The organism is Nocardioides marmorisolisilvae (assembly GCF_031656915.1).
Lineage (GTDB): Bacteria > Actinomycetota > Actinomycetes > Propionibacteriales > Nocardioidaceae > Marmoricola > Marmoricola terrisoli.
The window spans coordinates 3327467-3352743 of the sequence record NZ_CP134227.1 but is presented as its reverse complement, the minus strand read 5'-3'; the positions used below and the strand labels follow the sequence as shown (position 1 = coordinate 3352743).

At 69.0% G+C, this 25277-nt stretch carries 26 protein-coding genes; 12 read left to right on the top strand and 14 right to left on the bottom strand.

Annotated elements, in window-relative coordinates; all coding sequences use genetic code 11:
• Window positions 1-10: 10 nt before the first annotated feature.
• Entirely contained in the window at window positions 11-988 is a 978-nt protein-coding gene (locus Q9R13_RS16155; RefSeq protein ID WP_310962199.1) for an NAD-dependent epimerase/dehydratase family protein, read from the bottom strand.
• A gap of 168 nt (window positions 989-1156) precedes the next feature.
• On the opposite strand from Q9R13_RS16155, the gene gmd reads away from it, so the two are divergent.
• Both gmd and Q9R13_RS16145 read left to right on the top strand, forming a co-directional pair.
• Window positions 1157-2158: a GDP-mannose 4,6-dehydratase gene (gene gmd / locus Q9R13_RS16150; RefSeq protein WP_310962198.1), complete on the top strand. Its 1002-nt coding sequence runs from the start codon at window positions 1157-1159 to the stop codon at window positions 2156-2158.
• Window positions 2155-3150, top strand: coding sequence for a GDP-mannose 4,6-dehydratase (locus tag Q9R13_RS16145; protein WP_310962197.1), 996 nt, complete (start codon window positions 2155-2157; stop codon window positions 3148-3150). The genes gmd and Q9R13_RS16145 overlap by 4 nt, the downstream gene beginning before the upstream one ends.
• A 5-nt stretch (window positions 3151-3155) precedes the next feature.
• Here the strand turns inward: Q9R13_RS16145 and Q9R13_RS16140 are convergent, their stop codons facing one another.
• The gene (locus Q9R13_RS16140) at window positions 3156-4052 is read right to left on the bottom strand and encodes an FkbM family methyltransferase (protein WP_310962196.1); all 897 of its coding nucleotides are present in this window, start codon (window positions 4050-4052) and stop codon (window positions 3156-3158) included.
• Complete coding sequence (locus tag Q9R13_RS16135; protein ID WP_310962195.1) at window positions 4049-5146, bottom strand: glycosyltransferase; 1098 nt, start codon at window positions 5144-5146, stop codon at window positions 4049-4051. Before Q9R13_RS16135 ends, Q9R13_RS16140 begins: the two co-directional genes overlap by 4 nt.
• 69 nt (window positions 5147-5215) lie before the next feature.
• Between Q9R13_RS16135 and Q9R13_RS16130 the strand changes: the two genes are divergently transcribed.
• Window positions 5216-6421, top strand: coding sequence for a nucleotide sugar dehydrogenase (locus tag Q9R13_RS16130; RefSeq protein WP_310962194.1), 1206 nt, complete (start codon window positions 5216-5218; stop codon window positions 6419-6421).
• A 26-nt stretch (window positions 6422-6447) separates the two neighbouring features.
• Window positions 6448-7476, top strand: coding sequence for an NAD-dependent epimerase/dehydratase family protein (locus Q9R13_RS16125; protein ID WP_310962193.1), 1029 nt, complete (start codon window positions 6448-6450; stop codon window positions 7474-7476).
• Window positions 7477-7499: 23 nt separating this feature from the next.
• On the opposite strand, the gene Q9R13_RS16120 is transcribed toward Q9R13_RS16125, so the two are convergent.
• Entirely contained in the window at window positions 7500-8693 is a 1194-nt protein-coding gene (locus tag Q9R13_RS16120; RefSeq protein WP_310962192.1) for a hypothetical protein, read from the bottom strand.
• A 114-nt stretch (window positions 8694-8807) separates the two neighbouring features.
• On the opposite strand from Q9R13_RS16120, the gene Q9R13_RS16115 reads away from it, so the two are divergent.
• The gene (locus Q9R13_RS16115) at window positions 8808-9653 is read left to right on the top strand and encodes a TylF/MycF/NovP-related O-methyltransferase (protein WP_310962191.1); all 846 of its coding nucleotides are present in this window, start codon (window positions 8808-8810) and stop codon (window positions 9651-9653) included.
• A complete protein-coding gene (locus Q9R13_RS16110) occupies window positions 9650-10336 on the top strand; it encodes a class I SAM-dependent methyltransferase (protein ID WP_310962190.1) in 687 nt (228 codons plus the stop codon). Before Q9R13_RS16115 ends, Q9R13_RS16110 begins: the two co-directional genes overlap by 4 nt.
• On the opposite strand, the gene Q9R13_RS16105 is transcribed toward Q9R13_RS16110, so the two are convergent.
• The gene (locus Q9R13_RS16105) at window positions 10306-11001 is read right to left on the bottom strand and encodes a CatB-related O-acetyltransferase (protein ID WP_310962189.1); all 696 of its coding nucleotides are present in this window, start codon (window positions 10999-11001) and stop codon (window positions 10306-10308) included. The two genes, Q9R13_RS16110 and Q9R13_RS16105, sit on opposite strands and share 31 nt — an antisense overlap.
• Window positions 11002-11201: 200 nt before the next feature.
• Between Q9R13_RS16105 and Q9R13_RS16100 the strand changes: the two genes are divergently transcribed.
• On the top strand, window positions 11202-12107 hold the full coding sequence (locus Q9R13_RS16100) for a hypothetical protein (protein ID WP_310962188.1): 906 nt from the start codon (window positions 11202-11204) through the stop codon (window positions 12105-12107).
• A 29-nt stretch (window positions 12108-12136) separates the two neighbouring features.
• Here the strand turns inward: Q9R13_RS16100 and Q9R13_RS16095 are convergent, their stop codons facing one another.
• Window positions 12137-12730, bottom strand: a complete 594-nt coding sequence (locus Q9R13_RS16095) for a serine O-acetyltransferase (protein WP_310962187.1) — start codon at window positions 12728-12730, stop codon at window positions 12137-12139.
• A 47-nt stretch (window positions 12731-12777) separates the two neighbouring features.
• Complete coding sequence (locus Q9R13_RS16090) at window positions 12778-13077, bottom strand: MoaD/ThiS family protein (RefSeq protein WP_310962186.1); 300 nt, start codon at window positions 13075-13077, stop codon at window positions 12778-12780.
• A 61-nt stretch (window positions 13078-13138) separates the two neighbouring features.
• Here Q9R13_RS16090 and Q9R13_RS16085 point away from each other — a divergent pair, with 61 nt between their 5' ends.
• Window positions 13139-13849, top strand: coding sequence for a response regulator transcription factor (locus Q9R13_RS16085; protein WP_310962185.1), 711 nt, complete (start codon window positions 13139-13141; stop codon window positions 13847-13849).
• A 19-nt stretch (window positions 13850-13868) separates the two neighbouring features.
• Entirely contained in the window at window positions 13869-14924 is a 1056-nt protein-coding gene (gene mshD / locus Q9R13_RS16080) for a mycothiol synthase (protein WP_310962184.1), read from the top strand.
• A 6-nt stretch (window positions 14925-14930) separates the two neighbouring features.
• On the opposite strand, the gene Q9R13_RS16075 is transcribed toward mshD, so the two are convergent.
• Both Q9R13_RS16075 and Q9R13_RS16070 read right to left on the bottom strand, forming a co-directional pair.
• On the bottom strand, window positions 14931-15815 hold the full coding sequence (locus tag Q9R13_RS16075) for an FkbM family methyltransferase (RefSeq protein ID WP_310962183.1): 885 nt from the start codon (window positions 15813-15815) through the stop codon (window positions 14931-14933).
• Window positions 15816-15857: 42 nt separating this feature from the next.
• Window positions 15858-16919 (bottom strand): alpha/beta hydrolase, encoded by a 1062-nt coding sequence (locus Q9R13_RS16070; RefSeq protein ID WP_310962182.1) that lies wholly within the window; start codon window positions 16917-16919, stop codon window positions 15858-15860.
• Window positions 16920-17024: 105 nt separating this feature from the next.
• On the opposite strand from Q9R13_RS16070, the gene Q9R13_RS16065 reads away from it, so the two are divergent.
• The gene (locus Q9R13_RS16065) at window positions 17025-19178 is read left to right on the top strand and encodes an RNA degradosome polyphosphate kinase (protein ID WP_397218381.1); all 2154 of its coding nucleotides are present in this window, start codon (window positions 17025-17027) and stop codon (window positions 19176-19178) included.
• Here the strand turns inward: Q9R13_RS16065 and Q9R13_RS16060 are convergent.
• Window positions 19153-20676, bottom strand: coding sequence for a lipopolysaccharide biosynthesis protein (locus tag Q9R13_RS16060; RefSeq protein WP_310962181.1), 1524 nt, complete (start codon window positions 20674-20676; stop codon window positions 19153-19155). The genes Q9R13_RS16065 and Q9R13_RS16060 overlap by 26 nt on opposite strands.
• Window positions 20677-20689: 13 nt before the next feature.
• Window positions 20690-21760, bottom strand: a complete 1071-nt coding sequence (locus Q9R13_RS16055; protein ID WP_310962180.1) for a hypothetical protein — start codon at window positions 21758-21760, stop codon at window positions 20690-20692.
• Between the two features lie 44 nt (window positions 21761-21804).
• Between Q9R13_RS16055 and Q9R13_RS16050 the strand changes: the two genes are divergently transcribed.
• Window positions 21805-22686: an NUDIX hydrolase gene (locus Q9R13_RS16050; RefSeq protein ID WP_310962179.1), complete on the top strand. Its 882-nt coding sequence runs from the start codon at window positions 21805-21807 to the stop codon at window positions 22684-22686.
• 29 nt (window positions 22687-22715) lie between these two features.
• Complete coding sequence (locus Q9R13_RS16045) at window positions 22716-23138, top strand: PGPGW domain-containing protein (RefSeq protein ID WP_310962178.1); 423 nt, start codon at window positions 22716-22718, stop codon at window positions 23136-23138.
• A gap of 21 nt (window positions 23139-23159) precedes the next feature.
• Here the strand turns inward: Q9R13_RS16045 and Q9R13_RS16040 are convergent, their stop codons facing one another.
• The 3 genes from Q9R13_RS16040 to Q9R13_RS16030 all read right to left on the bottom strand — a co-directional run bounded on the left by Q9R13_RS16040 (window position 23160) and on the right by Q9R13_RS16030 (window position 25117).
• Window positions 23160-24167 carry an inorganic phosphate transporter gene (locus tag Q9R13_RS16040; protein WP_310962177.1) on the bottom strand — a complete coding sequence of 336 codons (1008 nt, stop codon included), beginning with the start codon at window positions 24165-24167 and terminating at the stop codon, window positions 23160-23162.
• 3 nt (window positions 24168-24170) lie between these two features.
• Complete coding sequence (locus Q9R13_RS16035; RefSeq protein ID WP_310962176.1) at window positions 24171-24827, bottom strand: DUF47 domain-containing protein; 657 nt, start codon at window positions 24825-24827, stop codon at window positions 24171-24173.
• Between the two features lie 86 nt (window positions 24828-24913).
• Window positions 24914-25117 carry a hypothetical protein gene (locus tag Q9R13_RS16030; RefSeq protein WP_310962175.1) on the bottom strand — a complete coding sequence of 68 codons (204 nt, stop codon included), beginning with the start codon at window positions 25115-25117 and terminating at the stop codon, window positions 24914-24916.
• Window positions 25118-25277 lie beyond the last annotated feature (160 nt).

The window sequence follows — 25277 nt, the reverse complement described above, 5'->3', positions numbered from 1 at the left end:
ACGCCGCACCTCAGCCGAGTGATCGCTTCACCTGGTCGTAGACCCAGGCGTAGGTCTTGGCCAGGCCGTCGGCCAAGGTGATCGGCGGAGCCCAGCCGTAGGTCTCCAGGATCTGGGTGTTGTCGCTGTTGCGGCCCCGCACCCCCTGGGGCGCATCCAACTGGTAGCTGCGGGTGCACTTGATCCCGGCGATCTCCTCGACGATGGAGTAGAGCTGGTTGATCGAAACCAACTCATCAGAGCCGAGATTGACCGGAGCACTGCTCTCGCCATGGAGGATCATCTGCGATCCCTTCAGGCAGTCGTCGATGTACATGAAGCTGCGGGTCTGCTCGCCATCGCCCCAGATGTCGAGGTGGTGCTCACCGGTGATCTCCGCAGTCGCGATCTTGCGGCACACCGCAGCCGGCGCCTTCTCCCGACCGCCCTCCCAGGTGCCGTGCGGCCCGTAGACGTTGTGGTAGCGCGCCACCCGGGTGGTCAGCCCGAAGTCCTCCTCGAAGTGCCGACACATCCGCTCGGTGAACAGCTTCTCCCAGCCGTACCCATCCTCCGGCATCGCCGGGTACGCGTCGGCCTCCTTCAGCGCGGTGATGTCGGTGTCGGTCTGCTTGTCCGCGGCGTACACGCACGCCGAGGACGAGTAGAAGTACCGCTCCACACCGGCCAACCGCGCGGCCTGCAGCATGTGGGTGCTGGTCAGCACCGTCAACATGCACAGCGCCTTGTTGTTCTCGATGAAGCCCATGCCACCCATGTCGGCAGCCAACATGTAGACCTGCCGCGCACCATCGGTCTGGGCCACCGCGTTGTCCAGCAGCGACAGATCCGCGACCACGTTCTCCGCGCCCGCATGAACCTGATACCACTCCGAGGTCGGCTTCACGTCCACCGAACGCACGCTCAGCCCCTGCCCAAGCAGGTCGCCGACCAGATGCCCCCCGATGAACCCGCCGCCTCCGGCGACGAGGACGTCAACGCTGCCCATGACTCATCTTCCCCTAAACCCGCCCGCGATCGTCCCCCGCGCCGACATTTCCTTGCTGCCTTCCCCACAAACGACATCGGCCCGAATTTAGTTACGCGCCAGTATCGGACATTTCAGCTCGATTCCGCCCCGCTCGGTCTCGCCACCCGTGAGCTACGCTCCGGCGCCATGAGACGCGCCTTCATCACCGGCATCACCGGCCAGGACGGTTCCTACCTGGCCGAGCTGCTGCTGGGCAAGGGCTACGAGGTCCACGGCCTGGTCCGTCGAGCCTCGACCCTGAACCGTAGCCGGATCGACCACCTGCACGCCGAGGACCGGTTGCACCTGCACTACGGCGACCTCACCGACGGCGTCAGCTTGGTCAACCTGATCCACAGCATCGCACCGCACGAGGTCTACAACCTCGGAGCGCAGAGCCACGTGAAGGTCTCCTTCGAGATGCCGGAGTACACCGCATCAGCCGATGCGGTCGGCACCCTCCGGCTGCTCGAGGCGATCCGGGCCTCGGGCTTGGGCTGCCGCTTCTACCAGGCGTCGACCTCGGAGATGTTCGGGTCGACCCCACCACCCCAGTCCGAGATCTCGGCGTTCCGCCCCCGCTCGCCGTACGGCGCCGCGAAGCTCTACTCGCACTGGGTCACCGTCAACTACCGGGAGGCCTACGACCTGTTCGCCGTCTCTGGGATCCTCTTCAACCACGAGTCGCCACGACGCGGCGAGAGCTTCGTGACCCGCAAGATCAGTCTCGGAGTGGCCGCGATCAAGCACGGGGTCACCGATCACCTCCACCTCGGCAATCTCGCGGCGGTCCGCGACTGGGGTTACGCCAAGGAGTACGTCGAGGGGATGTGGCAGATGCTGCAGCGTGACGAGCCCGAGGACTTCGTGCTCGCAACCGGGACGGGCACGACCATCCGACAGTTCTGCGAAACAGCCTTCGCCCATGCCGGTCTGAACTGGGAGGATCACGTCCGCCACGACAAGCAGTACGAGCGACCCACCGAGGTGGACGCGCTGATCGGAGATCCGTCCCGAGCTCACGAACGTCTCGGTTGGACTGCGCGCACCACCACCGACGAGCTGGCGCGGTTGATGGTGGACGCCGACCTGGAGGCGGTCGGCCGGCTGGTCCGCGACCGGGGCGTCTCGCCGAACCTGCCCCTGTGAGATCGCCCGGGAGCCACCGCACCGCACTGATCACGGGCATCACCGGGCAGGACGGCATCTATCTCACCCGGCTGCTGCAGGATGAGGGCTGCACGGTCGTGGGCACCGCGTCGTCACCAGCAATTCGAGGACCAGCGGGCCGCCGAGTGACGGCGTACCTCCCCCGTGTCGCGGTGGTCTCCTGCGACGTCCGCGACCGGACCGGCATGCGCCGACTCCTCGAGGCGCACCGGCCCGACGAGGTCTACAACCTCGCCGCGCTCAGCTCGGTGGCACTGAGCTGGGCCGAGCCGGCGCTCACCCTGGATGTCAACGCCACCGCCGTAGCAGGTCTCCTCGACGACGTGCTCGCGCTGCGGGACCGCACCGGCGCCGACATCCGCTTCTTCCAGGCCTCGTCCGCGGAAGTTCACGGCTCCGCCTCGGAGAGCCCGTACGCTCAAGCGAAGGCGCTGGCCGAGGTCTCTGTCGTCGAGTATCGGGAGCGGCACGACCTGCACGCCTGCTTTGCGACGCTGCACAACCATGAGAGTCCGCTGCGCGACGGACGCTTCCTCACCCGCAAGGTCACACGGGCGGCAGCACGGATCGCTGCCGGCAGGCCCGATCCGCTCACCCTGGGCAACCTTGCGGTGAGGCGCGACTGGGGACATGCACGCGACTACGTGGTGGCGATGCGCGCGATGCTGCGGACCGACGCTCCCATCGACCTGCCCATCGGCACCGGGGTCGCGCACTCGGTAACCGAACTCGTCGACGTGGCCTTCGACGCCGCTGGGGTCGAGGAGCCCTGGGCCCACGTTCAGCACGACGAGTCGCTGATGCGGCCCCGCGACGCAGCACTGATCGTCGCGGATCCGGAGCCGGCTCGCCAGGCGATCGGATGGACCGCCACCACCAGCTTCGTGGAGCTCGTCGCGCAGATGGTGCACGTCGACCAGGAGCGGCTGCGCCGCGGAGTCGAGGACGACCCGGCATACCTCCTGCGCTGAATGGACTACAGCGCCAGGCTCCCGGGAACCAGCTGTCGGAGCACCTCACGGCCCTGCGCATCATCGGCGTGGGCCACCGCGACATCCCAGTACTTGCGGGCCCGGCCACCGCCCCGTCCTTCGAGCGACCCGGCCTGCGCGGGTGCCGCATCGATCGTTGTCCGGCCGAGGGCACGGCCCCCGCCGTCCCAGACAGCAACGTCCAGATAGCCCAATGTGGCCAGCTTGTCCCACACCGCCAGCGGATCGTGCCCGGCCAGCCGAGAGAGCTGGTGGTCGTACTCGAAGAACAGCACCGGGGGCTGCTCCCGCCAGGCCTCGGCGATCAGCGGAACCAGCGCCACGTCGTAGCCGTCGGTATCAGACTTGGCTAGTCGGAGCCGTTGGAAATCCGGGTGCTCGGCCCGCAGTCGGTCGACGGTCACCGTGGTGAAACCGTCCCCGCCGGCGCTCGCCTCGAAGCGGGTGGTGCCTCCTCCTCGGACCGCCGAGAGCGAGCCGCCACGGTCGTCGGTCGCCAGCAGGGCCTCCACGATGCTGACCCGTGGATCCGCGTCGGTGTTGAGGTGCAGGAATTCCAGGTAGTCCGGATCGCCCTCGACGCAGAGGATCCGGGCGTCGACGGCATGGAGTACCTGCAGGGCCGAGTCACCGACGTTCGCGCCCACGTCGAGGACCGTGAGAGGTGCTTCACCCCCACCGAGGGCGGCGGCGAGCTCGACGAGGTTCTGGCCGTAGACCGAGCCGGGTCCGCTGTAATCCGGCAGCCGGTGTGACCAGGGAAGCACCATCCGCACCCCGTGCACCTCGCGGGTCACCTTGCGGTGCGGGAATCGGTCCCGGACCATCCAGATGGCGTGCCGGCGGACCAGACCCGCGACGTCGGCGAGACTGCGGCTCATCGGCCTTGCGCTCCACTGCCCGCGCCGGCCGACACCAGCGAACTCCTGATCGCTGAGGCCATGCTGCGCCAGGTGAACTGCTCGGTGTAGGCACGGCCGGCGTCAAGCTCCGCCGGCGTGCGCTTTATCGCACGGCGCATCGATTCAGCGAGATCCGGCGGCGTGATGCGGCGAGCCGTCTCCGCGTGGCCGCCCGTCACCTCGGCGAGGGCGGGATCGTCGGAGACGACGAGGGGGATGCGCAGCCTGAGCGCCTCCACTGCGGGCAGCCCGAACCCCTCGAAGTCGGAGGGGAAGACCACGAGGCCTGCGCCTGCGAAGCAGGCCACGAACTGCTCGTCGTCCAGCCACGACATCAGCTCGACCCGATCTTCGATGCCGAGCCGGGCTACCCGTTCTGTGGCGGCCTGGCGGTCGGCACGGCCCATGCCCACCAGACGCAGCCGCCAAGTGGCCTCGGTGCAACAGAACTCTGCCCAGGCGTCGAGCACGGCATCGACGTTCTTGTTCGCGAACTGGCCGAAGGCGAGCGCGTAGGGCGCAGCCCCCTCGGACGGTGCGGCCGGCGGCCAGCGATCCACGTGGTCGGCACCGTAGCGGGCCTCCACTGCGCGTGCCCGAGCCGCGGGGTGCCGATCGACGAGGTCGCCGAGCGTGCGACGCGAGATGCAGTAGACCGCACCGGCGGACCGGAAGCTCCACGCGTACGCCGCCCGTCTGGCCAGCCTCCGGCCAAGCCCGAACTGGTGGGGACGCAGCTCGTGGCGCAGGTCGTAGAGGATCACGCCGCGTGGACACGGCGTACCGAGCAACCCGCTGGCCGTCACGCCCGACACGACCCCGTCCGCCCCGAGGCGCCGCGCGGCCCGGCGTACACCCAGGCTCCGAGCCCACAGCGTGCCGACGGCGCCGCCCAACGGCGGGGGCACCACCTCGACACGCGCCCCGGCCGGCAGCCGGAAGCTCGGTTCCTCGCCGGCGACGACGGTGATCTGGTCGCCCGCACCGAGCTCGGACCACCCTGCCAGGAGGTTCTCCAAGGTGATGGCGGCGCTGCCCGAGCGGACCGCGAAGGCGTCGACCACGATGTGCACGCACGGAACCCTATGGCACGAGTTCGGGGAGCGCGCCCGCAACGGGTGAGCCGTCGGTAGGGTGTGCGCGTGACAGCGCATCCGGACTTCGATCGCGACGTCGTCGTCGTCGGCGGCTGCGGCCGTGTCGGTCTCCCCCTCGCCATCGCCTTCGCAAAGGAGGGACTGCGGGTCGCGGTGTACGACCTGAGTGAGCAGGCGGTGAAGGTCGTCAACGACGGAGCCATGCCCTTTGCCGAGCCGGGCGCCGACGAGCCGCTGAGAGACGCCGTCGCCGATGGCCGTCTCGTGGCAACCACGGACCCGTCCGTGGTCGGCACGGCGCGCAACGTCATCGTCGTGATCGGCACGCCGGTCGACGAGCACCTGAACCCCGACCCCAGCGCCCTACCCCGCGCCCTGGCCGGCTGCTTCGAGTTCTTCCGTGCCGGGCAGCTGGTGGTCCTACGCAGCACCGTCTTCCCGGGGGTGACCGACATGGTCACGCGGACCTTCGAGAAGGCCGCGGTCGACGTGGACGTGGCGTTCTGCCCCGAGCGGATCCTCGAGGGTCATGCCATGGAGGAGCTCCACTCACTTCCACAGATCATCGGCACCCGCACCGAGTCGGCAAAGGCGCGGGCCACCGAGCTCTTCAGCGTGCTGGCAGACAAGCTCGTCCACACAGGACCGCAGGAAGCCGAGCTCGCGAAGCTGTTCACGAACGTCTACCGCTATATCCAGTTCGCCACGGTCAACCAGTTCTACATGATCGCCAACGAGCGCGGCCTGGACTTCGAGGAGATCCGGCAGGCCATCACACAGGACTACGCCCGCGCCGCGGACATGCCTCGGGCCGGCTTCGCAGCGGGCCCCTGCCTGTTCAAGGACACCATGCAGCTCGGCGCGTTCAACGACAACAACTTCGCCCTCGGTCACGCCGCGATGCTGGTCAACGAGGGTCTTCCACTCCACGTGGTCAGTCGCCTGGAGCAGACCTACGACCTCGGCTCCATGACAGTGGGCATCCTGGGCATGTCGTTCAAGGGCGGCTCGGACGACACCCGCGAGAGCCTGTCCTACAAGCTGAAGCGGATCTTGACATTCAAGGCCGCCGAGGTCCTCACGACCGACCCCTACGTGACGAACGACCCCGAGGTGGTGCCGCTCGACCAGGTCCTCGCGAAGGCGGACCTGCTCATCGTGGCCACGCCGCACCCGGACTACCGCGATCTCGAGGTGACCCAGCCTGTCGCCGACGTATGGGGCATTTTCGAGCAGGGCGTCCAGATCTGATCCCTACCGATTCCAGGAGCAACCGCGTGCCCCAGGTCCTCATGACCGGCTCTGCCGGCTTCATCGGCGGCTATCTCGTCCAGGCTCTACTCGACCAGGGCTGGACGGTGGTCGGGCTGGACAACTACTCCAAGTACGGACCTGTCGTGCGCTCGTACGACGATCACCCGAACTACCACTTCACCGAAGGTGACGCCCGCGACGCGCAGCTCGTGGAGAAGCTGCTCGAGGGCTGCGATCACTTCGTCGCCGCAGCGGCGATGATCGGCGGGATCTCCTACTTCACCAAGCACGCCTACGACCTGATGGCCGTCAACGAGGCCATCATGGGCGCTTCCTGCGACGCCGCCATCAAGCGGTTTCATAGCGGCGGGAAGCTGCAGAAGGTCACCTACGTGTCCAGTTCGATGGCCTACGGCTCGACCGACCGGTGGCCCTCCGTCGAAGGCGACGAGCTCACCATCCCGCCGCCCGCCAACAGCTACGGCTTCCAGAAGCTCGCCGTGGAGTACTGGGCCCGCGCCGCCTGGCAGCAGTACGGGCTGCCCTACACGATCGTCCGACCGTTCAACGCCGTCGGCGTGGGCGAGCAGCGTGCGCTCGGCGACCTGGAGGAGGAGTCCGGAAACGTCAGGTTGGCGCTGAGCCACGTCGTACCGGACATCATCCAAAAGCTGCTCAAGGGCCAGGACCCGCTTCACATCCTCGGCGAGGGATCTCAGATCCGCTGCTACACCCACGGCTCCGACCTCGCCGCCGGCATCATCGCGACCCTTGATCACCCGGCCGCACGCAACGAGGACTTCAACCTCTCGACGCCCGTGCACACCAGCGTGCTCGAACTCGCCGAGAAGATCTGGACCCGACTCAAGGGTCCCGACATACCGCTGCGCTATGTCAGCGACCCACCCTTCGCGAACGACGTTCAGAAGCGGATCCCGTCGGTGGACAAGGCTCGCGACCTGATCGGCTTCGAGGCGAAGGTGACCCTCGACGAGATGCTCGACGAGCTGATCCCCTGGATCAGGGACGCGTTGGCGCGCGGGATCCTCTAGTCCGGAGGCGAGCCGGGCTCAGCTCAGCCCCAGCCACCGATCCGCTCGACCGTGCTGTCGCGCATCCGGCCCATCAACCGGGGGAACCGGTCCTGGAGCTGCCGGGTCTCGTCAGGCAGGGAACTGCGCGCGGTCTTCACCGCATCTCCGAGCAGTGACCGAGCGGCGGCGCGCCACGCCCTGCGCCGCCACTGGTCGTAGGCCGCAGACTCGGCCGGCACGAACGGGGAGGGCAGGTCGGCGTGCTGAGACTGGACCCGGTAGACGCGTCGCAGAATCCGGCGGATCCTGCGACCGCGGGCGTCATGGGTGTAGCAGTAGTCGGGACGCGGAAGGCGCTCCTCCCATTCGCGGAGAGCACTGCCGTACTCGCGACAGAGATGCTCCACGGCAGTGCTCGAGTCGCGCATGTGCGCGGTGGACCAGTCATACCGAGTGGACAGCTCGCCTACAGCGTCGGTGTCGAAGGCATGGAAGTGGAACAGCCGCAAGCGATCCCCCGTCGAGCTGACCACGAAACCGTCGGCGTCCTCAGCCAAGGGACGCTCCTGGAGATTGGCAACGCTTGTGTTGTAGCCGGCATGTCGCAACGTCGCGGCCCGGAATAGCGAGGCACCGACGTCGACCCACTTCTGATCGACGAAGAGCCCGGAGAGCGGATCGAAGAGGCACTCGTTGCGAAGCTTCCCCCACCACCAGTCCAAGAAGGCAGACGCCCGGCGGTCGACTCCGCAGAAGCCCAGGTTGAAGATGCCGACGCTGAGAACATGCCCCTCGGTGAGCGGTGCGTCGGCAGCGGGCGGCCTCAGAAAGTGCGGAGTCAGGATGATGCCGCCCTCACTCGCCTGAAGCGCCGGGGACAGCTCCACCATCGGCGCGGTCACGTAGAGATCGGGATCGAGGTAGTAGGCCTCGTCGTGGTCCTCCAGGAGCCGCTTGAGCAGCAACGGCTTCACGGCGGTGGCGAACTCGACCAGCGCATAGCTCATCGCCAGCCGGAGGACCTCGCGGTCGCTCAGGCCGAGACCGGCGGTGCTCACCAGACGGACTCCGGGCAGCTTAGGGAGCTGGTCGTCGGACGCGACATCGATGAGCAGCACCACGAGGTCGGTGTCGTGGTGGCGACGCAGGCTGTCGGCGAGCGTCATCGCCTTGGGCAGGTAGTTGCGCGCGAGGATGGTGCAGTACGCCCTTCGGGCGTTGCCGCTGGACGTCATTGACCCACTCTCCCGGGGGCGCTCGGGGGGAAACCGCAACCGCACACCGCGGCGGACGCCGTCACCATACAGTTGCCCGCACCCACCCGTCCGGAGACTGCTACCGTGCGCCCCGTGGATACGGCGACCGACACCCGAGAACTCTATCTTGACCTGCTCAAACGCAGCTTGGTCGGTGCTCTCGACGAGGACAACGACAGCATCCTCGGTGGTGTCCGCACCCAGGGCATGCGGGACTGGAGGAAGAAGCTCGCCAACCATGCCGGCCGACTGGCCGGACGGTTCGACATCGAGATCGCCTACAAGAAGCCCTACGACGCCAGCCTTCGGGAAGCCGGCCGGGACTGGCCCTCGCGAGCCGTCTCGATGGTGGGCCTCAAGCGGATGCAGAACATCCAGGACTGCATCGAGGCCATCGAGGTCGGCCAGGTGCCCGGCGACCTCATCGAGACCGGGGTGTGGCGCGGCGGAGCGTGCATCTTCATGCGCGGCAACCTCAAGGCCTGGGGCGATACCACGCGCAAGGTATGGGTCGCCGACTCCTTCGAAGGGCTACCCGAGCCGAACGCGAGCGACTTCCCGGCCGATGCGGGTCAAGTGTTCCACGAGCAGAAGGGCCTGTCCGTCGGCGAGCAGATCGTGCGGCACAACTTCGAACGCTACGGCCTCTACGACGACCAGGTCGTCTTCCTGAAGGGCTGGTTCAAGGACACGCTGCCCACCGCGCCGATCGAGCAATTGGCCCTCATGCGACTCGACGGCGACCTCTACGAGTCGACCATCCAAGCGCTCGACGCGCTGTATCCGAAGCTCTCGCCGGGCGGCTTCTGCATCATCGACGACTGGATCCTGGTCGACCAAGCGCAGCAGGCCTGCCACGACTACCGCAAGCAGCACGGCATCACCGAGGAGATCATCGACATCGACGGCACCGGCGCCTACTGGCGCAAGGCGTCGTGAACGAGACGACCTCCATGGGGCAGCCGGCCGGTCGGGGGGTGAACAGCTTCCCGCCGGGTTACCACGACGACGTACGTCGGGACGTAGCGCCGTACGTCCCCGCCGCCGGTGGCACCCTACTCGACGTCGGCGGCGGCACCGGGGCCACCGCCGCACACTTCAGGTCACTCGGGCTCGCCGAACGGGTCGGCGCTGTCGACCGGATCAGCTCCGACCTGGCCGATCCTTCGGTGGACTTCCACGAGTCCGGGGACCTGGAGGACCAAGGCTTCCTGGCCACGGTGATCGAGCGCCACGGGCCCTTCCAGACGATCCTGTGCCTGGACATCCTCGAGCACCTCGTCGACCCGTGGAGGGTCATCGAGACGCTGCACCACGCGCTGGTCCCAGGGGGGCGGATCGTGGCGAGCATCCCCAACGTCCGCCACTACCGCGTCTCGGGCGGGCTGTTCCTGCGCAACAGGTGGCACCTGATGGACTCGGGCATCCTCGACCGCACCCACCTGCGCTTCTTCGTCAAGGAGACCGCGATCGAGCTGATGACCCACACCGGGCTGGAGCTCGAGGAGGTCGTCACCCCCGACCGGGGTCGCCATCCGCGGCTGGCCCGCACTGCCCAGCATCTCGGTCTCGGCAGCCTGGTCGCCGTGGACTACGTCGTCCGGGTGCGACGCTCCGACTGATCGGCCCCGGCGTCGCCGTGCGGAAAGCGCTCGCGTGCATAGGCGATGAACTCGTCGATGTCCTCACCCGCGAGCAGCGGCACGGCTCGCCGCACCTCGTCTTCGGGCCAGTCCCACCAGGCGATCTCCAGCAGCGCCTCACGCTGCTCCTCGTTGAAACGGTGCCTGATCAGCTTTGCCGGGTTGCCGCCGACGATGCCGAAGTCGGGCACGTCCTTGGTCACCACACTGCCCGCCCCGATGATCGCGCCGTGCCCGATCCGGACACCGCTGAGGACCTGCGCTCCCGGACAGAGCCAGACGTCAGACCCGATGAAGGTGTCGCCCGTCGGCGTGGGAAAGCCGTCCTCGCCGGCACCCGGCATCCGGAACAGGATCCGGTGCGGATAGGTCGTGACACTTGTCAGCGAGTGCCTGCCGCCGAGGTAGATCTTCGCGTCAGCGCTCAGCGAGCAGTAGTCGCCGATGGTCAGTCGCGTGTCGTCGTGCATGAATGTGACGACAGTAGGGACGGCGTAGCTCCGGCTGTGCTCGCCGATCTCCACCCTTCCGGCTCTGATGAGCCGGTTGAGCTCGGCCCGATGTGGACTGACCACGAGCCCCGTCGCAGCAAGCCTGAGCAGGTAGCGGAGCCGACGAAGAAAGTTGGCGATGGTGTGGAGCATGACCTGCCTTCACTACGGCGGCAGAGCTGCCGCAGGTCGCGATAATAGCGAAGGTGGGACTCTCCCGAGGGCGGCTCGACGGATAGACTCTCGGGCACTCGGGCACGGCCGACGCCGCGAAGCACTGCCTCGCCGAAGAACACGTGACGGGAGATCACTTGACTCAGTCAGCCCCGGCCTTCGGCCCTGGATCGCCGCTGGTGTTCATCCACCTGCCGAAGACCGCCGGGACCTCGCTCGTCAGTGGGCTGGTGGAGGCGCTCGACCCCGCCGCAGCCTTCATCGGCGTCGACCGATCCGGCTTCGGCTCCTTCCGCGACTTCGCGACGATGCACGCGATTCCCACCGCTCGGGTGATCCTCGCGCCCGACCAGCTGCCTGCGGCCGCTGACCTCGTGGCGGGCCACTTCTCGCCGTCGACCACGAGGGCCCGCTATCCCACGTCGCCACACTTCACCGTCCTCCGTTCACCCCGCGCACGGCTGCTCTCGACCTGGCTCTTCTCCCGGGCCCACACCGAGCTCACCTTGCGGCACTGGGGGCCGTACGGCGACTGGATCCGTCGCGCCCGCAGCCGGCTCGCGGAATATCTCGCAGACCCCTCGGTCGCAGCCCACACCGACAACGCGATGACGCGGATGCTCCTGTGGCCGCATGCCCTGATCCCCGATGCCGACTTCATCGACCCCGCGCACGACAACGAGCTTGTCGAGGCGATCCTCGGCGCGCTCGAGGGCTTCGACTACGTCGGGCTGGTCGAGGATCCGGAGATGCTGGCCAACCTGTCGACATGGCTGGGGACGACGATCCCCAGTCGCAGGCTCAACGAGGCACGCGGGATGCCGCGTCGGCTCCGGCCCGACGTCGACGCCGAGGTCGATGAGGCAGGCTCGCTGCTGTGGGCACGCTCGCGGGTCGACCAGCGCGTCTGGGAGGCGGTTGCCGGCCGGGTGCTGCCGGCCACGAGCGATCTCCGTGACCTTGAGGCCCAGGTCTTCGACCGCGCCGTCGCTCGGCAGCGCCAAGCGGTCGCGTCGCCGGTCGCGGTGAGCCGTCGCGCTCTCGACGCGGCGTACACCGTGCGGGCGCGACTCGCGGGTCGCTGACGGCTCGGCCGCCCAGCCCGGGCCGGGCCTCAGCGATCTGCCGGGCCATCGACGGGGCGGCCCAGGATCTCCCCCAGCGTGACCTCGCGGATCACCCGCGCCGGTGCGCCGCCCACGACGGCGCCGGCCGGGACATCGTGTGTGACTACGGCGTTGGCGGCGATGACGGATCCGTCGCCGATGCGGCGCGGGCCGAGGACGACCGCGTGCGTTCCGAAGGTCACATGGTCACCGACCGTGGGAAAGCCCCAGGACTCCGGGCGACTCCCCCGTCCCGGCTCGCCGAGTGTCACTCCCTGTCCGATCCTGCAGTCCTTGCCGATCACCACTCCAGGACCGATGACGACGCCGGCCGAGTGGATCAGGACCAGACCCGGCCCGGCTGTGGCGTCGGGATGGATCTCGGCGCCCGACCAGGCCAGCACGAGCGAACGCAGCACGAACGACAACGGTCGCAACGGAGTGCTTGCGAGAGCCGAGCCGAGGCGGAAGACGAGGACGGCGTGCGTCTGAGGAGTCACGAGCGCCTTCGCCAGCACCTTGAGCCAGAAGGTCGATCCGGTCACGCGCAACTCGTCGACGGTGCCACGCAGGTCGGCCCTGACCAGTTCGAACAAGTGCACCCCTCGTCTCGGCGGCCCAGATGGTCCCGGGCACCTTATCGCCGGGCTCAGCCCCCCGCGAACGGAGGCAGGAACTCCACCGTGGATCCGGGTGGCACCAGGACGGACTCGGGGTTCTCGGTGTTGGCCGGACGATCACCCACCAGCACTGAGCAGGTCCCCAGGACGTCGGCGAAGCGTCCAGAGTCGTGCAGCCTGCGGGCCCGGCCGGTCAGGTCGGCGAGGCTGGTCGGGCCGGAGACCTCGACGGTGTCCTCGTCGACGCCCGCAGCGGCACGCAGCGAGGCCCAGTAGCGCAGGGTCACCTGTCCGTCAGGTGAATGGCTCGAGCCGTGGTCGGTGGTCACCTCCGATATTCTGCCAGTGGTCCGAGGCGCCTCCGCCGCTTTGACCGTGCCGGGAGGTGCGATGAGTACGCTGCTGCTGCTGACCAGTACGACGCAGCCGTCCGCCGCTGTGCTGCCCGGACTCGCTCTGCTCAACCATCAGGTGCGGATCCTGCCCGCCGAGGGAAGCGCGCTGCTCGAGGCGCCTGACTGCGACATCGTCCTGGTCGATGGGCGTCGCGAGCTCGCTCACGCCCGCGACCTCTGCCGGTTGATCCGCACCACGGGCTCGGAGCAGCCGGTGCTGTTGATCGTCACCGAGGGCGGCCTCGCCGTTGTGGCCGCGGACTGGGGCATGGACGACCTCGTCTTGGACACCGCCGGGCCGGTCGAGATCGACGCGCGCATCCGGGTCGCCCTCGACCGCTTCGCCTCGCGCCACGACGACGGCGACGAGGACCACCTGATCCGCTCCGGGGAGGTCGTCATCGACGAGGCGGCGTACACCGCGAAGCTGGGCGGTCGCGTGCTGGACCTGACGTTCAAGGAGTTCGAACTCCTGAAGTACCTCGCCCAGCATCCCGGCCGGGTCTTCACCCGCGACCAGCTGCTCCAGGAGGTCTGGGGCTACGACTACTTCGGCGGCACCCGCACCGTCGACGTGCACGTGCGCCGGCTGCGCGCGAAGCTCGGGCCGGAGAACGAGGCGCTGATCGGCACCGTCCGCAACGTCGGCTACCGCTTCGTGCTCCCACCGAAGGAGACGGCTCGCGAGAATGCTCCGGTCCACTGAGGCCGATAGCCTGCGCGGTATGCCCGAGCTCGTAGAGATCGCCCCGACCGACTACGACCCCGCGTCCGGATCCGGCGTCGCCGCCGACGTACGTCGGGTCGCAGAGGCCTGCGACCTGGCCGACGGGGTGACCACACTCAACGAGCAGACCTGCCTGGAGCTGAAGCACCGCGGGCTCGCCGCTGCCCGGCTCTGGGTCGCGCGCCCTTCGACAAGCTCAGGGACCGAACCAAGCTCAGGGACCGAACCAAGACCAGGCCTTTCGACAAGCTCAGGGACCGAACCAAGCTCAGGGACCGAACCAAGACCAGGCCCTTCGACAAGCTCAGGGACCGAACGAGGCCCTTCGACAAGCTCAGGGACCGGGGGCGGGGTGCTGGGGTTCGCGCTGCTGCGCGGGGAGGATCTGGACCTCGCCGTCCACCCCGATGAGCGGCGCGCTGGCATCGGGAGCGCGCTCGCGACCGCCGCCTTGGCCGACCTCCAGCGCGTCGAGGCCTGGTCGCACGCCGACCACCCCGCGGCCGCCCGGATCGCGCAGGCACATGCCATCCCCCGCGAGCGCGAGCTGCTGGTGATGGAGCGCCCCACCAGCGAGCCGCTGACGCAACTGGCCCCTCCCGACGGCGTGCGGCTGACGACGTACCGGCCGGACGACGGGGCCGCGGTGCTCGACGTCAACGCCACCGCGTTCGCCCACCACCCCGAGCAGGGCGAGCTCACCCAGGAGGACTTCCGTGAGCGCACCACCGAGCCATGGTTCGACCCAGCCGGGCTGATCCTGGCCAAGGACGAGGACGACGCGCTGCTGGGGTTCCACTGGACCAAGGTCCACATCGACGAGCAGCCACCGTTCGGCGAGGTCTACGTGGTCGCGGTCAACCCCAAAGCGGCGGGGCGGGGTCTCGGCAAGCTCCTGACGGTCGCCGGCCTGCGGCACCTGGCGACCACCGGGGTGGACCGAGTGATCCTCTATGTCGACGGCGACAACGATCCCGCCGTCGCGCTCTACCGGGGGCTCGGCTTCCGCGACCTGCGCACCGAGGTGCAGTACCGCGGGCCGGTCGGCGGCTGAGCACACTCAGTCGCGGGCACAGACCAGGCTGGTCCATCCCCTGTTCTCCGGGGTCAGTCGGCGCAGCAGGGAGTCGACATCGACGGGACCCTCGGAGCCGAGCTCCGAGACCCGGTAGCCGGCGCCGGCGAGCTGGTCGAGGTAGTCGCGCGGGTCCCGCCCCATACCGACCAGACCCTTGGGCCAGAACTCCAGCAGCATCAGCCTCGGCGGCCGATCCCGCAGGATCGCCTGCATGCCCGACAGCGCGTGGGACTCGGCTCCCTGGATGTCCATCTTCACGAAGTCGAACGGCTTGGCGAGATCGGCGAGATCGTCGTCGAGCCGCACCAGCTCGACCTCGAAGCTGGTCCCGCCGAGCGCATCCGCGTCGTCACGAACCAGGCTGTTGTTGCCATAGTTGCGGCCGGCGCGGAAGAACGTTGCCCTACCGGGGTGGTCGGACACGGCACACATGCGCACCTCGGCCCGGTCGGCGAAGCCGTTCGTGACCAGATTGCGCTGACAGATCGCATGCAGTCTGGGGTCGGGCTCGTAGGCGACCACCCGACCATCAGGGCCGACCAGCCGGGCATAGAGGCAGGTGAAGTAGCCGATGTTGGCACCGAGCTCGAGCACCCGGTCACCCGGCTTGACGTGCTCCTTGTACCAAGCGACTTCCTCAGGCTCGTAGGAGCCGCGGGCGAGCTGGAGCGAGTCGTGCAGGTCGACCTCGAGCTCGAAGCCGTCGAGCCGCACCCTGTTGCTGCGGGTCAGCCGCCAGACAGCGCGATGTGCCCACCAGACGAGCCGGTGCCGCCGGGTGAGACCGTGTCCGCGGACGGCGCGGACGAACGGCTCGAGCACCACGCCCAAGGGCCCACGGTAGAGCCGGTCCGGGTTGTGCTCCATGCATCCTCCGGCTGCTCGTGGCGGTGTCTTCGGGGCCGAACACTAGCCGAGTCCGCCGCCCAGCCGCTGACCGAGCAGCTCCGCGATCTCGACGTTGTACGACGACGCCTCGCGGCCGACGCCGACGATGTTGAAGAAGCCGTGGATCATCGAGGGATACCGCTTGGCCTCGACCTCGACCCCGTGCTCGGCGAGCAGGCGTGCGTACGCCTCGCCCTCGTCGCGCAGCGGGTCGAAGCCGGCGGTCACGACGTACGCCGGGGCCAGGCCGGCGGGAAACGAGTCACGCAACCCCACCGAGCCCAGCGAGTCGCGCCGGGCCGCCTCGTCGGGGAAGAACGCCCCGGACGCCAGGTCGATGAACGCCTTTGTCAGGAAGAACCGCTCGCTGAACATCCGCTGGCTGGCGGTGCCGTCCACGAAGTCCGTGCAGGGGTAGATCAACAACTGGAAGGCCATCGGCAGGCCCCTCTCGGCGGCCTGGATGGCCGTGGTGGCCGAGAGGTAGCCGCCGGCCGAGTCGCCACCGACCGCCAGCCGATCCGGGTCCGCGTCCACCTCGGCGGCATGCTCGACGAGCCACGCGTACGCCGCGAGGCAGTCCTCGACCGCGGCCGGGAACGGGTGCTCGGGGGCCAGCCGGTAGTCGACGCTGAGCAGCTGTACGCCGGAGTGCTCGGCGAGGTGACGACACGCCTGCTCGTGGGCGGCGTGACCGCCACCGTGGACCATGCCGCCACCGTGGAGGAACAACATCGTGGGGACGCGGGCGCTCCTGAGAGCGCTGGCGGGGGTGTAGAGCCGCAGCGGCAGCGGGCCGCCCGGTCCCTCGATCGTCAGGTCGCGCACCGAGCCGATCGGTTGCCGGCCGCCGACCATCCTGGCCTGCCGCGCCAGCTCCGCACGTCCCTGCTCCCAGGGCAGGTCCTCCAGGGCTGGCACCCGCGCCAGCCGCTGCAACCGCAGCATCAGCTGCATCTCGGTGGACAGGCGCTGCCCGTCCCGGACTACCGGCCGGCCGGCCAGCACCTTCTGCGCCGGGGTGGGCAGTGCAAGCAGGCCCTTGAGTACGGCGGCCTCGAACAGCTCTCGTCGATGGGTCATGGAGTTGAACGTAGTTCAATCCCCCTCCACCGCGCAGTGTCAGACTGGCCACATGGACTACCGCCGCCCGGGTGCGCCGCACCGGCTCCGTGGGATGGGAGCGTCGTGAGCAGCGCCGCTGTGGCCGCGGACACGTTCGACGTGGAGCCGCCGTACGAGCCGAAGCTCGATGAGACCGACGACGACCTGGATGCCGCCGGCTTCGAGGACCGGTTCCTGGATCGTGAGCTGTCCTGGCTGCACTTCAACCAGCGGGTGCTCGAGCTCGCCGAGGACGAGAGCCTGCCGCTGCTCGAACGGGTCCGGTTCCTCGCGATCTTCGCCAGCAACCTCGACGAGTTCTTCATGGTCCGCGTCGCTGGGCTCAAGCGCCGGATCGCCGCGGGCGTCGCCGTACGAGCCGCGTCTGGGCTGATGCCGCGTGAGGTGCTCGAGCGGATCTGGTCGGTCAGCGCCGACCTGATGACGCGGCATGCCTCGACCTTCCGGGACGCGATCATCCCGGCGCTGCGCGAGCAGGGCATCGAGCTGGTCCGCTGGGACGACCTGGACAGGGACGAGCAGAAGTTCTGCAAGCGGCTGTTCAAGGAGCGGGTCTTCCCGGTGCTCACCCCGCTCGCCGTCGACCCCGCGCACCCGTTCCCCTACATCTCCGGGCTGTCGCTGAACCTGGCCGTGCTGGTGCGCAACCCGGAGACCGGCAAGGAGCACTTCGCGCGCGTCAAGGTGCCGCAGATCTTCGACCGCTTCGTGGCTCTCGGCAACCAGCGCTTCGTCCCGCTCGAGGATGTCATCGGAGAGCACCTCAAGCGGCTCTTCCCGGGCATGGACGTGCTCGGGGTGCACACGTTCCGGGTGACCCGCAACGAGGACCTCGAGGTCGAGGAGGACGACGCCGAGAACCTCCTGGCTGCCCTGGAGAAGGAGCTGTCCCGACGCCGGTTCGGCCCGCCGGTGCGGCTCGAGGTCGAGGAGTCGGTCGACGAGCACGTGCTGGCGCTGCTGGTCTCCGAGCTGGGCATCACCACGGACGAGGTGGTGCGGCTGCCCGGGCCACTGGACCTGCGCGGCCTGCACGACATCGCCGACCTCGACCGGGAGGACCTGAAGTACGACGCGTTCGTGCCCGCGACCCACCCCGCCCTGGCCCCGGTCGAGTCAGCCTCCCCTGTCGACGTGTTCAAGGCGCTGCAACGCTCCGACGTTCTCCTGCACCATCCCTACGACTCGTTCAGCACCTCGGTCCAACGGTTCCTCGAGCAGGCCGCCGCCGATCCCCAGGTGCTGGCGATCAAGCAGACGCTCTACCGCACCTCCGGGGACTCTCCGGTCATCGACGCCCTGGTCGACGCCGCGGAGGCCGGCAAGCAGGTGCTGGTGATCGTCGAGATCAAGGCCCGCTTCGACGAGCAGGCCAACATCCGCTGGGCCCGCAAGCTGGAGCAGGCCGGCTGCCACGTCGTCTACGGACTGGTCGGGCTGAAGACCCACGCCAAGCTGGCCATGGTGGTGCGCGACGAGGCCGAGTCCGGGCAAGGGATCCGTCGCTACACCCACATCGGCACCGGCAACTACAACCCGAAGACCGCCCGGATGTATGAGGACTTCGGCCTGCTGACCACCGACGAGACCATCGGCGAGGACGTCGCACACCTGTTCAACAACCTGTCGGGCTACTCCCGCAAGGCCTCCTACGACCAGATCATGGTGGCGCCGGACTCCGTGCGCACCGGCCTGATCGAGCTGATCCGCGCCGAGGTCGCCCACCACGAGGCAGGTCGACCGGCGCGGATCCGGATCAAGGCCAACTCCATCGTCGACGAGGCGATCTGCGACGAGCTCTACCGAGCCTCACGCGCCGGAGTCGCCGTACAGCTGCTGATCCGCGGGATCTGTGCCGTTCGCCCGGGGGTCTCCGGCCTCTCCGACCGCATCGAGGTGCGCTCGGTGCTCGGCCGCTACCTCGAGCACAGCAGGGTGTTCTGGTTCGAGAACGGCGGCGAGCCCTCGGCCTACCTCGGCTCGGCCGACCTGATGCACCGCAACCTCGACCGACGCGTGGAGGTGCTGGTCAGGCTGCCCACCGAGGAGACCGTCGCGCAGGTGGGACGCATGCTCGACCTGGCCTTCGACCCGGGAACGGCCGCCTGGCAGCTGAGCGCCGACGGCGAGTGGATCCGCTCCGACCCCACTGCCCCGGACGAGCCGTTGCGGGACCTCCAGGAGACGCTGATCAACCTGCACCGGCGCCGGCGCTGAGGTCAGCATCCGGAGCGGCCGCCCGGTGCAGCCGGCGACGGACCAGGTCGAGGATCACCCGCACCTCGTCGCGCAGCGGAGGCAGCGCTGCAAGGATTCCGAGCCAGAGCACCAGATAGCCAGCCAGCGCGATCCCACCGGATGCGGCGCTGGCTCCGCCACGATGCACCAGCCAGGCGGCCAGGACCCCGGGCGCCCCGTGCCAGAGAAGGGCACGCAGTCCACGACGCAGCAACACGATGCCGGGCACCTGCGGCTGGCGCCGCAGCCACCAGAGGCTCATCGGCCAGTACGCCGCCGTACCCAGCGTGAAGCCCGCGGCGACTCCGTCGATCCCCCACCTCGACCCGACGTACATGCAGGCGACGGTCACCGGCGCGGTGACAGCGGTCACCTTGAGGTAGGCACGCATCGAGCCCGTCGCCATGAAGGCCCAGTTGGTCACCACGGTCAGGGCATTGAGGCACCCGCCGAAGCACAGGATCTGGAAGGGCACCACCGCCGGGTGCCACTGACCACCGAGCACGAGGGGGATCAGGATCTCCCCGAAGCCGACCATCACGCTGAACAGCAGCAACACCGGGTGCACGACCACGGTCTGTCCGCGAAGCAGCAGCCGACGGAAGCGCTCCGGCTCGGCCTGGACCCGGGACAGGAGCGGCAGCGCCACCTTGGTCGCCGGGACGCTCAGCTTGCTCAGCGGCAGCGCCAGCAGCTGGAACGCTCGGTCGTAGATGCCCAGGCTCGCCGCCCCGAGCCGGGTGCCGATGATCACCGAGTCGGAGTTGATCATCGCGTAGTTCAACACTTGGTTGGCCACCAGCGAAGCGCCGTAGCGCAGCATGGCCATGGTGCTCACCTCGCGGTGGTAGCGACCCGGAATCCAGCCTGCCGCGACGAGATAGAAGACCGTGGCCAGGATCGTGGGCAGCACGAGCTGAACGACCAGGGCCCAGTAGCCCGCGCCGAGCAGGGCGGCGACCAGGGTGGCGACGAAGCCGATCAGCACGGCGCCGGTGTCGCCGAGGGCCAAGGTCCCGAATCGCAGACGTCGGTTGAGGTCCGCCCGGGCCTGCGCACTGATCCCGTTGATCAAGAAGACCCAGCACACGACGTGCGTGATCGGGACCAGCCGCGGCTCGCCGTAGAGGTCGGCAATGGGTACGGCAGCGAAATAAGCCGCCACGCTGAGCACCAACCCGGCCAGCGCGTTGAGCCAGAACAGGTTGTCCTGGAGCTCGCGGGTCATCACCTTCGCCTGCACCGAGGCGAAGGTCAGTCCGAAGTCACGCAGCACCTCGGCGACACCGACGATCGCGGTGACCATGGCGATGAGTCCGTAGTCCGACGGGCTCAGCAGGCGCGCAAGGACGACGATGCTCATGGCCTGCAGCACGATGCGGGCGAACTGGCTGCCGCCCATCGTCAGGGCACCGCGCAGCGCGTGCTCGCGCGTCGTTCTCGCCCGCTCGGGCCGCGCGGCGCCTGGTGGGGGCATGGTGGTCCTCGAGTCAGCAGGTGGCGAAGATGACCGGGCCGCTGTAGAGCGACGAGAGCGGGAACACGCCGGCGCTACGGGGTCTCATGGTCAGGAGAACTGTAGAGCCGACGGCCTTCGACGCGGTCAGCTTGAGATCGTCGTTGAACGTCGACTCGCCCCGCCCCACGGCCTCCCCGACGGCGAGACGTGCTCGGGCGCGGAGGTTCTCGCGCGCCTGGTCGGAGGACTCGAACTCCTCCGCGATGGTGAGCACCCGACCGGGCGAGAGCGCCATCACCAGTCCCGAGAGCGGGCTGGTGCGCCCGGCCGCGGCGATCAGCTGGTCGGCCTGGCGCTGCGACGCTCTGTCGGCATGGGCCATCGCGAGATCCTTGCAGGCGAAGTCGCGCGCCCAGATCATCGCGGCGCCCGGCTCGCCGATGCGCCCGATCATGTCGGTCACCGAGGAGGTCGCGGCCAGTGAGGCGCCCTTGCCCTGGGCGGCCCGCGCCGCAGTCTCGGCGTACGACGCGGTGTCGCTGCTGATCACCAGGTGCTGGTCGGCCAGCAGGACGACGTACTGCACCTCGGGGGTGAGGCTGGGATCGAGCGGGCCCACCAGGTCGGCGCCGCCGAGCCAGACCCCGGTCTCGCTCGAGGGCTTGGTGTACCCCAGCTCGCGCAGGTGTCCGGCGAGGGCGTCGAAGCTGACCTGGTCCGCCATCCGGAGCACCATCGCGGACCCGGACCCCGCCTGCGCGTAGGCCTCCCAGTCGGCGTTTCCGGGCGACCAGCCGTAGTGCTCGGCCAGCGCCCGCGCGGAGTCGGAGATGCTCGACACCGTCGACAGGTCGCGGTCGTAGGCGCGGTTCAGCCATTTCGTGACGGTCGTGGGGGACGGAGCCGCGGTCGTCGGCACGTGCAGGCTGCGGCGTACCGCCGCCCAGTCGGTGAAGGACAGCCGCTGGGTCGCCGCCGGCACCAGTGACACCGCGCGCTCGAGATCGGTGCGGTGCGCGCGCCCCCACACCACGCTGCCGGCGTACCCGAGGCCGGCCAGGACCACGAGCACGAGACCGCCGACAAGCCAGCGTGTGCGCACGCGCTCCTCCTCGCCCTTGAGACTGCCGATGTGAGACTACTGGCATGCCCCAGCCCGCCGAGGTCGTCGCCGCCGGCGCAGTCGTCACCCGCCGCAGTCGCAGCGGTGGCGGGCGCGAGGTGCTGCTGGTGCACCGACCGAAGTACGACGACTGGTCCTTCCCCAAGGGAAAGCGCGACCCCGGCGAGCACATCGCCGCGACCGCCGTCCGCGAGGTCCTCGAGGAGACCGGGGTGCGGGTGCGGCTGGGCCGCCCGCTGCCGCTGCAGCAGTACGTCGTCTCCCGCGGGCGGACCAAGACCGTGCACTACTGGGTCGGCCGGGTGATCGGCGACCCCGAGGTCGACGGCGACCTGTCGGGCTACCCCGTGAACGACGAGATCGACGCGTTGGCCTGGCTGCCGGTGGACGACGCCGTCGGCCGGCTCAGCCACGAGCTCGACCGAAGCCTGCTCGCGGCCTTCCGCCGTACCCCGAAGCGGACCGACGCCCTGGTGGTGCTGCGCCATGCCGCGGCGCGAGCCCGGCGGACCTGGCATCGCGCGGACCAGGAGCGACCGCTCACCCCCGCGGGCAGGGAGCAGGCGGCCGCGCTGGCATCGGTGCTGTCGGCCTTTGGCGTCAGCCGGGTGGTCACCTCGCCCAGCGTGCGCTGCATGCAGACCGTCGCGCCCTTCCTGGAGGCACACGACCTGGTCGCGGAGGAGGACGTCGCGCTCAGCGAAGAGGGCTGCAGCCCGGCCGACGTCGATGCACTGGCCGCCCGGTTGCTCGATGACCGCGCGTCGATCGCGGTCTGCACCCACCGGCCGGTGCTGCCGGTCCTCCTCGAGCGGCTCGGCGTGCACGAGGAACCGCTCGCACCGGCGGAGTCGGCGGTCTGCCACCGTCGCCGTGGCCGCGTCGTCGCCACCGAGCGGGCCTGAGTACCCACCCGGCTGTCATCATTTCCCGCATGGGCGTGCGAGCTGCGACGCGACGGCTGCTGTTGGAGGTGCTCGGCTGGACGCTGGTGCTCCTCGGGATGGCTGCCCTCGTCCTCCCCGGGCCGGGCCTGCTGCTCCTGTTCGTCGGGCTGCTGGTGCTCTCCGAGCAGTACGCGTGGGCCGAGCGCCGGATGCACCCGGTCCGCGAACGAGCGCTGCGCGCCGCGCGGGAGGGGGTGGCGACCTGGCCTCGGGTGCTGCTCTCGACGGCGGCCGCCCTCACCCTGGTCGGCGTCGGCGTGCTCTGGGGGATCTCCCCCGCCGCGCCGGACTGGTGGCCGGTGCACGAGCGCTACTGGCTGATCGGCGGCTGGGGCACCGGCGGGACGCTGATCGTGTCCGGAGCGCTGGCGCTGGGACTGCTGGGCTGGAGCTGGCGGGCGACGCGCTGAGGGCACGGCGTACGGCGCTGGTCAGGGCAGCCGGAGCACGAACCTGAGCACGAGATACACCAGCGCTGCGGCGCCACCTGCTGCGGGGAAGGTGAGCACCCAGGCGGTGAGGATGGAGCGGGCCACGCCCCAGCGCACGGCCGAGAAGCGCTTGGTCGCGCCGGCGCCCATGATCGCCGAGGTGATCGTGTGGGTGGTGGAGATCGGGGCGTGGAAGAAGAACGCGGTGGTGTAGAGCACGCTGGCTCCGACCGCCTCCGCGGAGAACGCGCTCACCGGGGAGAGGTGGATGATCTTGCGACCCAGGGTGCGCATGATCCGGAAGCCGCCGGAGTAGGTACCCAGCGAGATCGCGGTCGCGGCCACGATCACCACCCAGAGCGGCAGCGAGTCGCTGGCGGCTGCGTGGCCGCTGGTGACCAGTGCCAGGAAGATGACACCCATCGTCTTCTGGGCGTCCTGCAGGCCGTGGCCGAGGGCGAGGGCCGACGCCGAGACCGTCTGGGCCAGCCGAAAGCCCCGTTGCACCCGGTGCGGGTTGCGCCGGCGCAGCAGCCACATGATCGCCAGCATCACCACGAACGCGGCCGCGAAGCCGACCACAGGCGAGACGACCATCGGAATGAGCACCTTGTCGACGATGGTCGTCCAGTGCACGGTGGCGCCCGCAACCATCGCCGCCCCCACCAGGCCGCCGATCAGGGCGTGCGAGGACGAGGACGGGAGTCCGAAGTACCAGGTGATCAGGTTCCAGCTGATCGCACCGAGCAGGCCGGCCAGGACGATCACCAGGCCGTGGTTGACGTGCACGGTGTCGGTGTTGATCACGTCGCTGACGGTGTGCGCGACCTCCTGGCCGAGCAGGGCGCCGACGAAGTTCATCACCGCGGCGACGGTCAGCGCGATCCGTGGGGTCAGCGCCCGCGTCGACACCGAGGTGGCGATCGCGTTCGCAGCGTCGTGGAAACCGTTCGTGAAGTCGAACGCGAGGGCAACGGCCACCACCGTCATGACGATGGCGAGCTCCACCGTTCAGGACTCCTTGACGTGGATCTGCTCGACGGTGTTCGCCACTCGCTCGAAGGCGTCCACCGCACTCTCGAGCGAGTCCACGATGTCCTTGAGCTTGAGCACCTCGAGCGCTTCGTACTGTCCGCTGAACAGCTTCGCGACCGTACGTCGGTAGTACTTGTCGCCGGCGTTCTCCAGCCGGTTGACCTCGATCCAGTACTCCTCGAGGTCCTTCATGCTCTTCAGCTTCGGCATCGCCTCGGCGGTCAGGTCGGCGCAGTGCCGGATGATCTCGACGATCTCGGCCAGCTCGCCGGGTAGCTGCTCGACCTCGTAGAGCAAGGTCAGGTCGACGGCCTCCTCCATGAAGTCCATGCAGTCGTCGAGCTGGGAGGACAGCGCATAGATGTCCTCACGGTCGAAGGGAGTCACGAAGGTGCTGTTGACCCGCCGGACGATCTCGTGAGTGGTCTCGTCGGCAGCGTGCTCGGCATCCCGCATCCGGCGGGCGACGTCCTTGCGGTCACAGCCCTCGACGAGCATCTCCGCGAGGAGACCGGCCCCGTCGACGAGGCGCCTGGCGGACTCTGCCAGCAGGTCATAGAAGGCGGAGTCGACGGGTTTGAAGCGCAACGCCACTACTGGTCTCCTGGTGTGCGGCATCAGAACGGTCCTCATGCTAGGCGCACCAACACCCGACGGCGCAACCCGGTCAGTCGAGGTGCACCGCGGGGGTGAGGATCAGCACATCGGGCGGGGGCAGCTCACTGCGCCTGGGCGCGCCCGGACGGCGCCGGTCCAGAGTCGATCGGGGTCGTCTCGGATCGGTCCGGCAGACCCAGCACGGCGTCGATCTCGGCCAGCGAGAGGGGGCCCTTGGCCTGGTTCGCGGCCACGATGAGGGCGGCGGTGATCTCGACCTCGCTCAGGAGGGCAGAGTCCTCAAGCTCGACGTCGAGTGGATCCACCTTGTCCAACCTCCCCAGCAAGGCATCCGACGGCCACGCCGTCGCCACGTATACCCCGAGGGTCTTGCCTGGAAACCTACTCCCCGGGGCGCAACGCCGGACACGCTTCGGCCCGAGACGCAGAGCGGGGCCCCGACCAGCTGGTCGGGGCCCCGCTTGC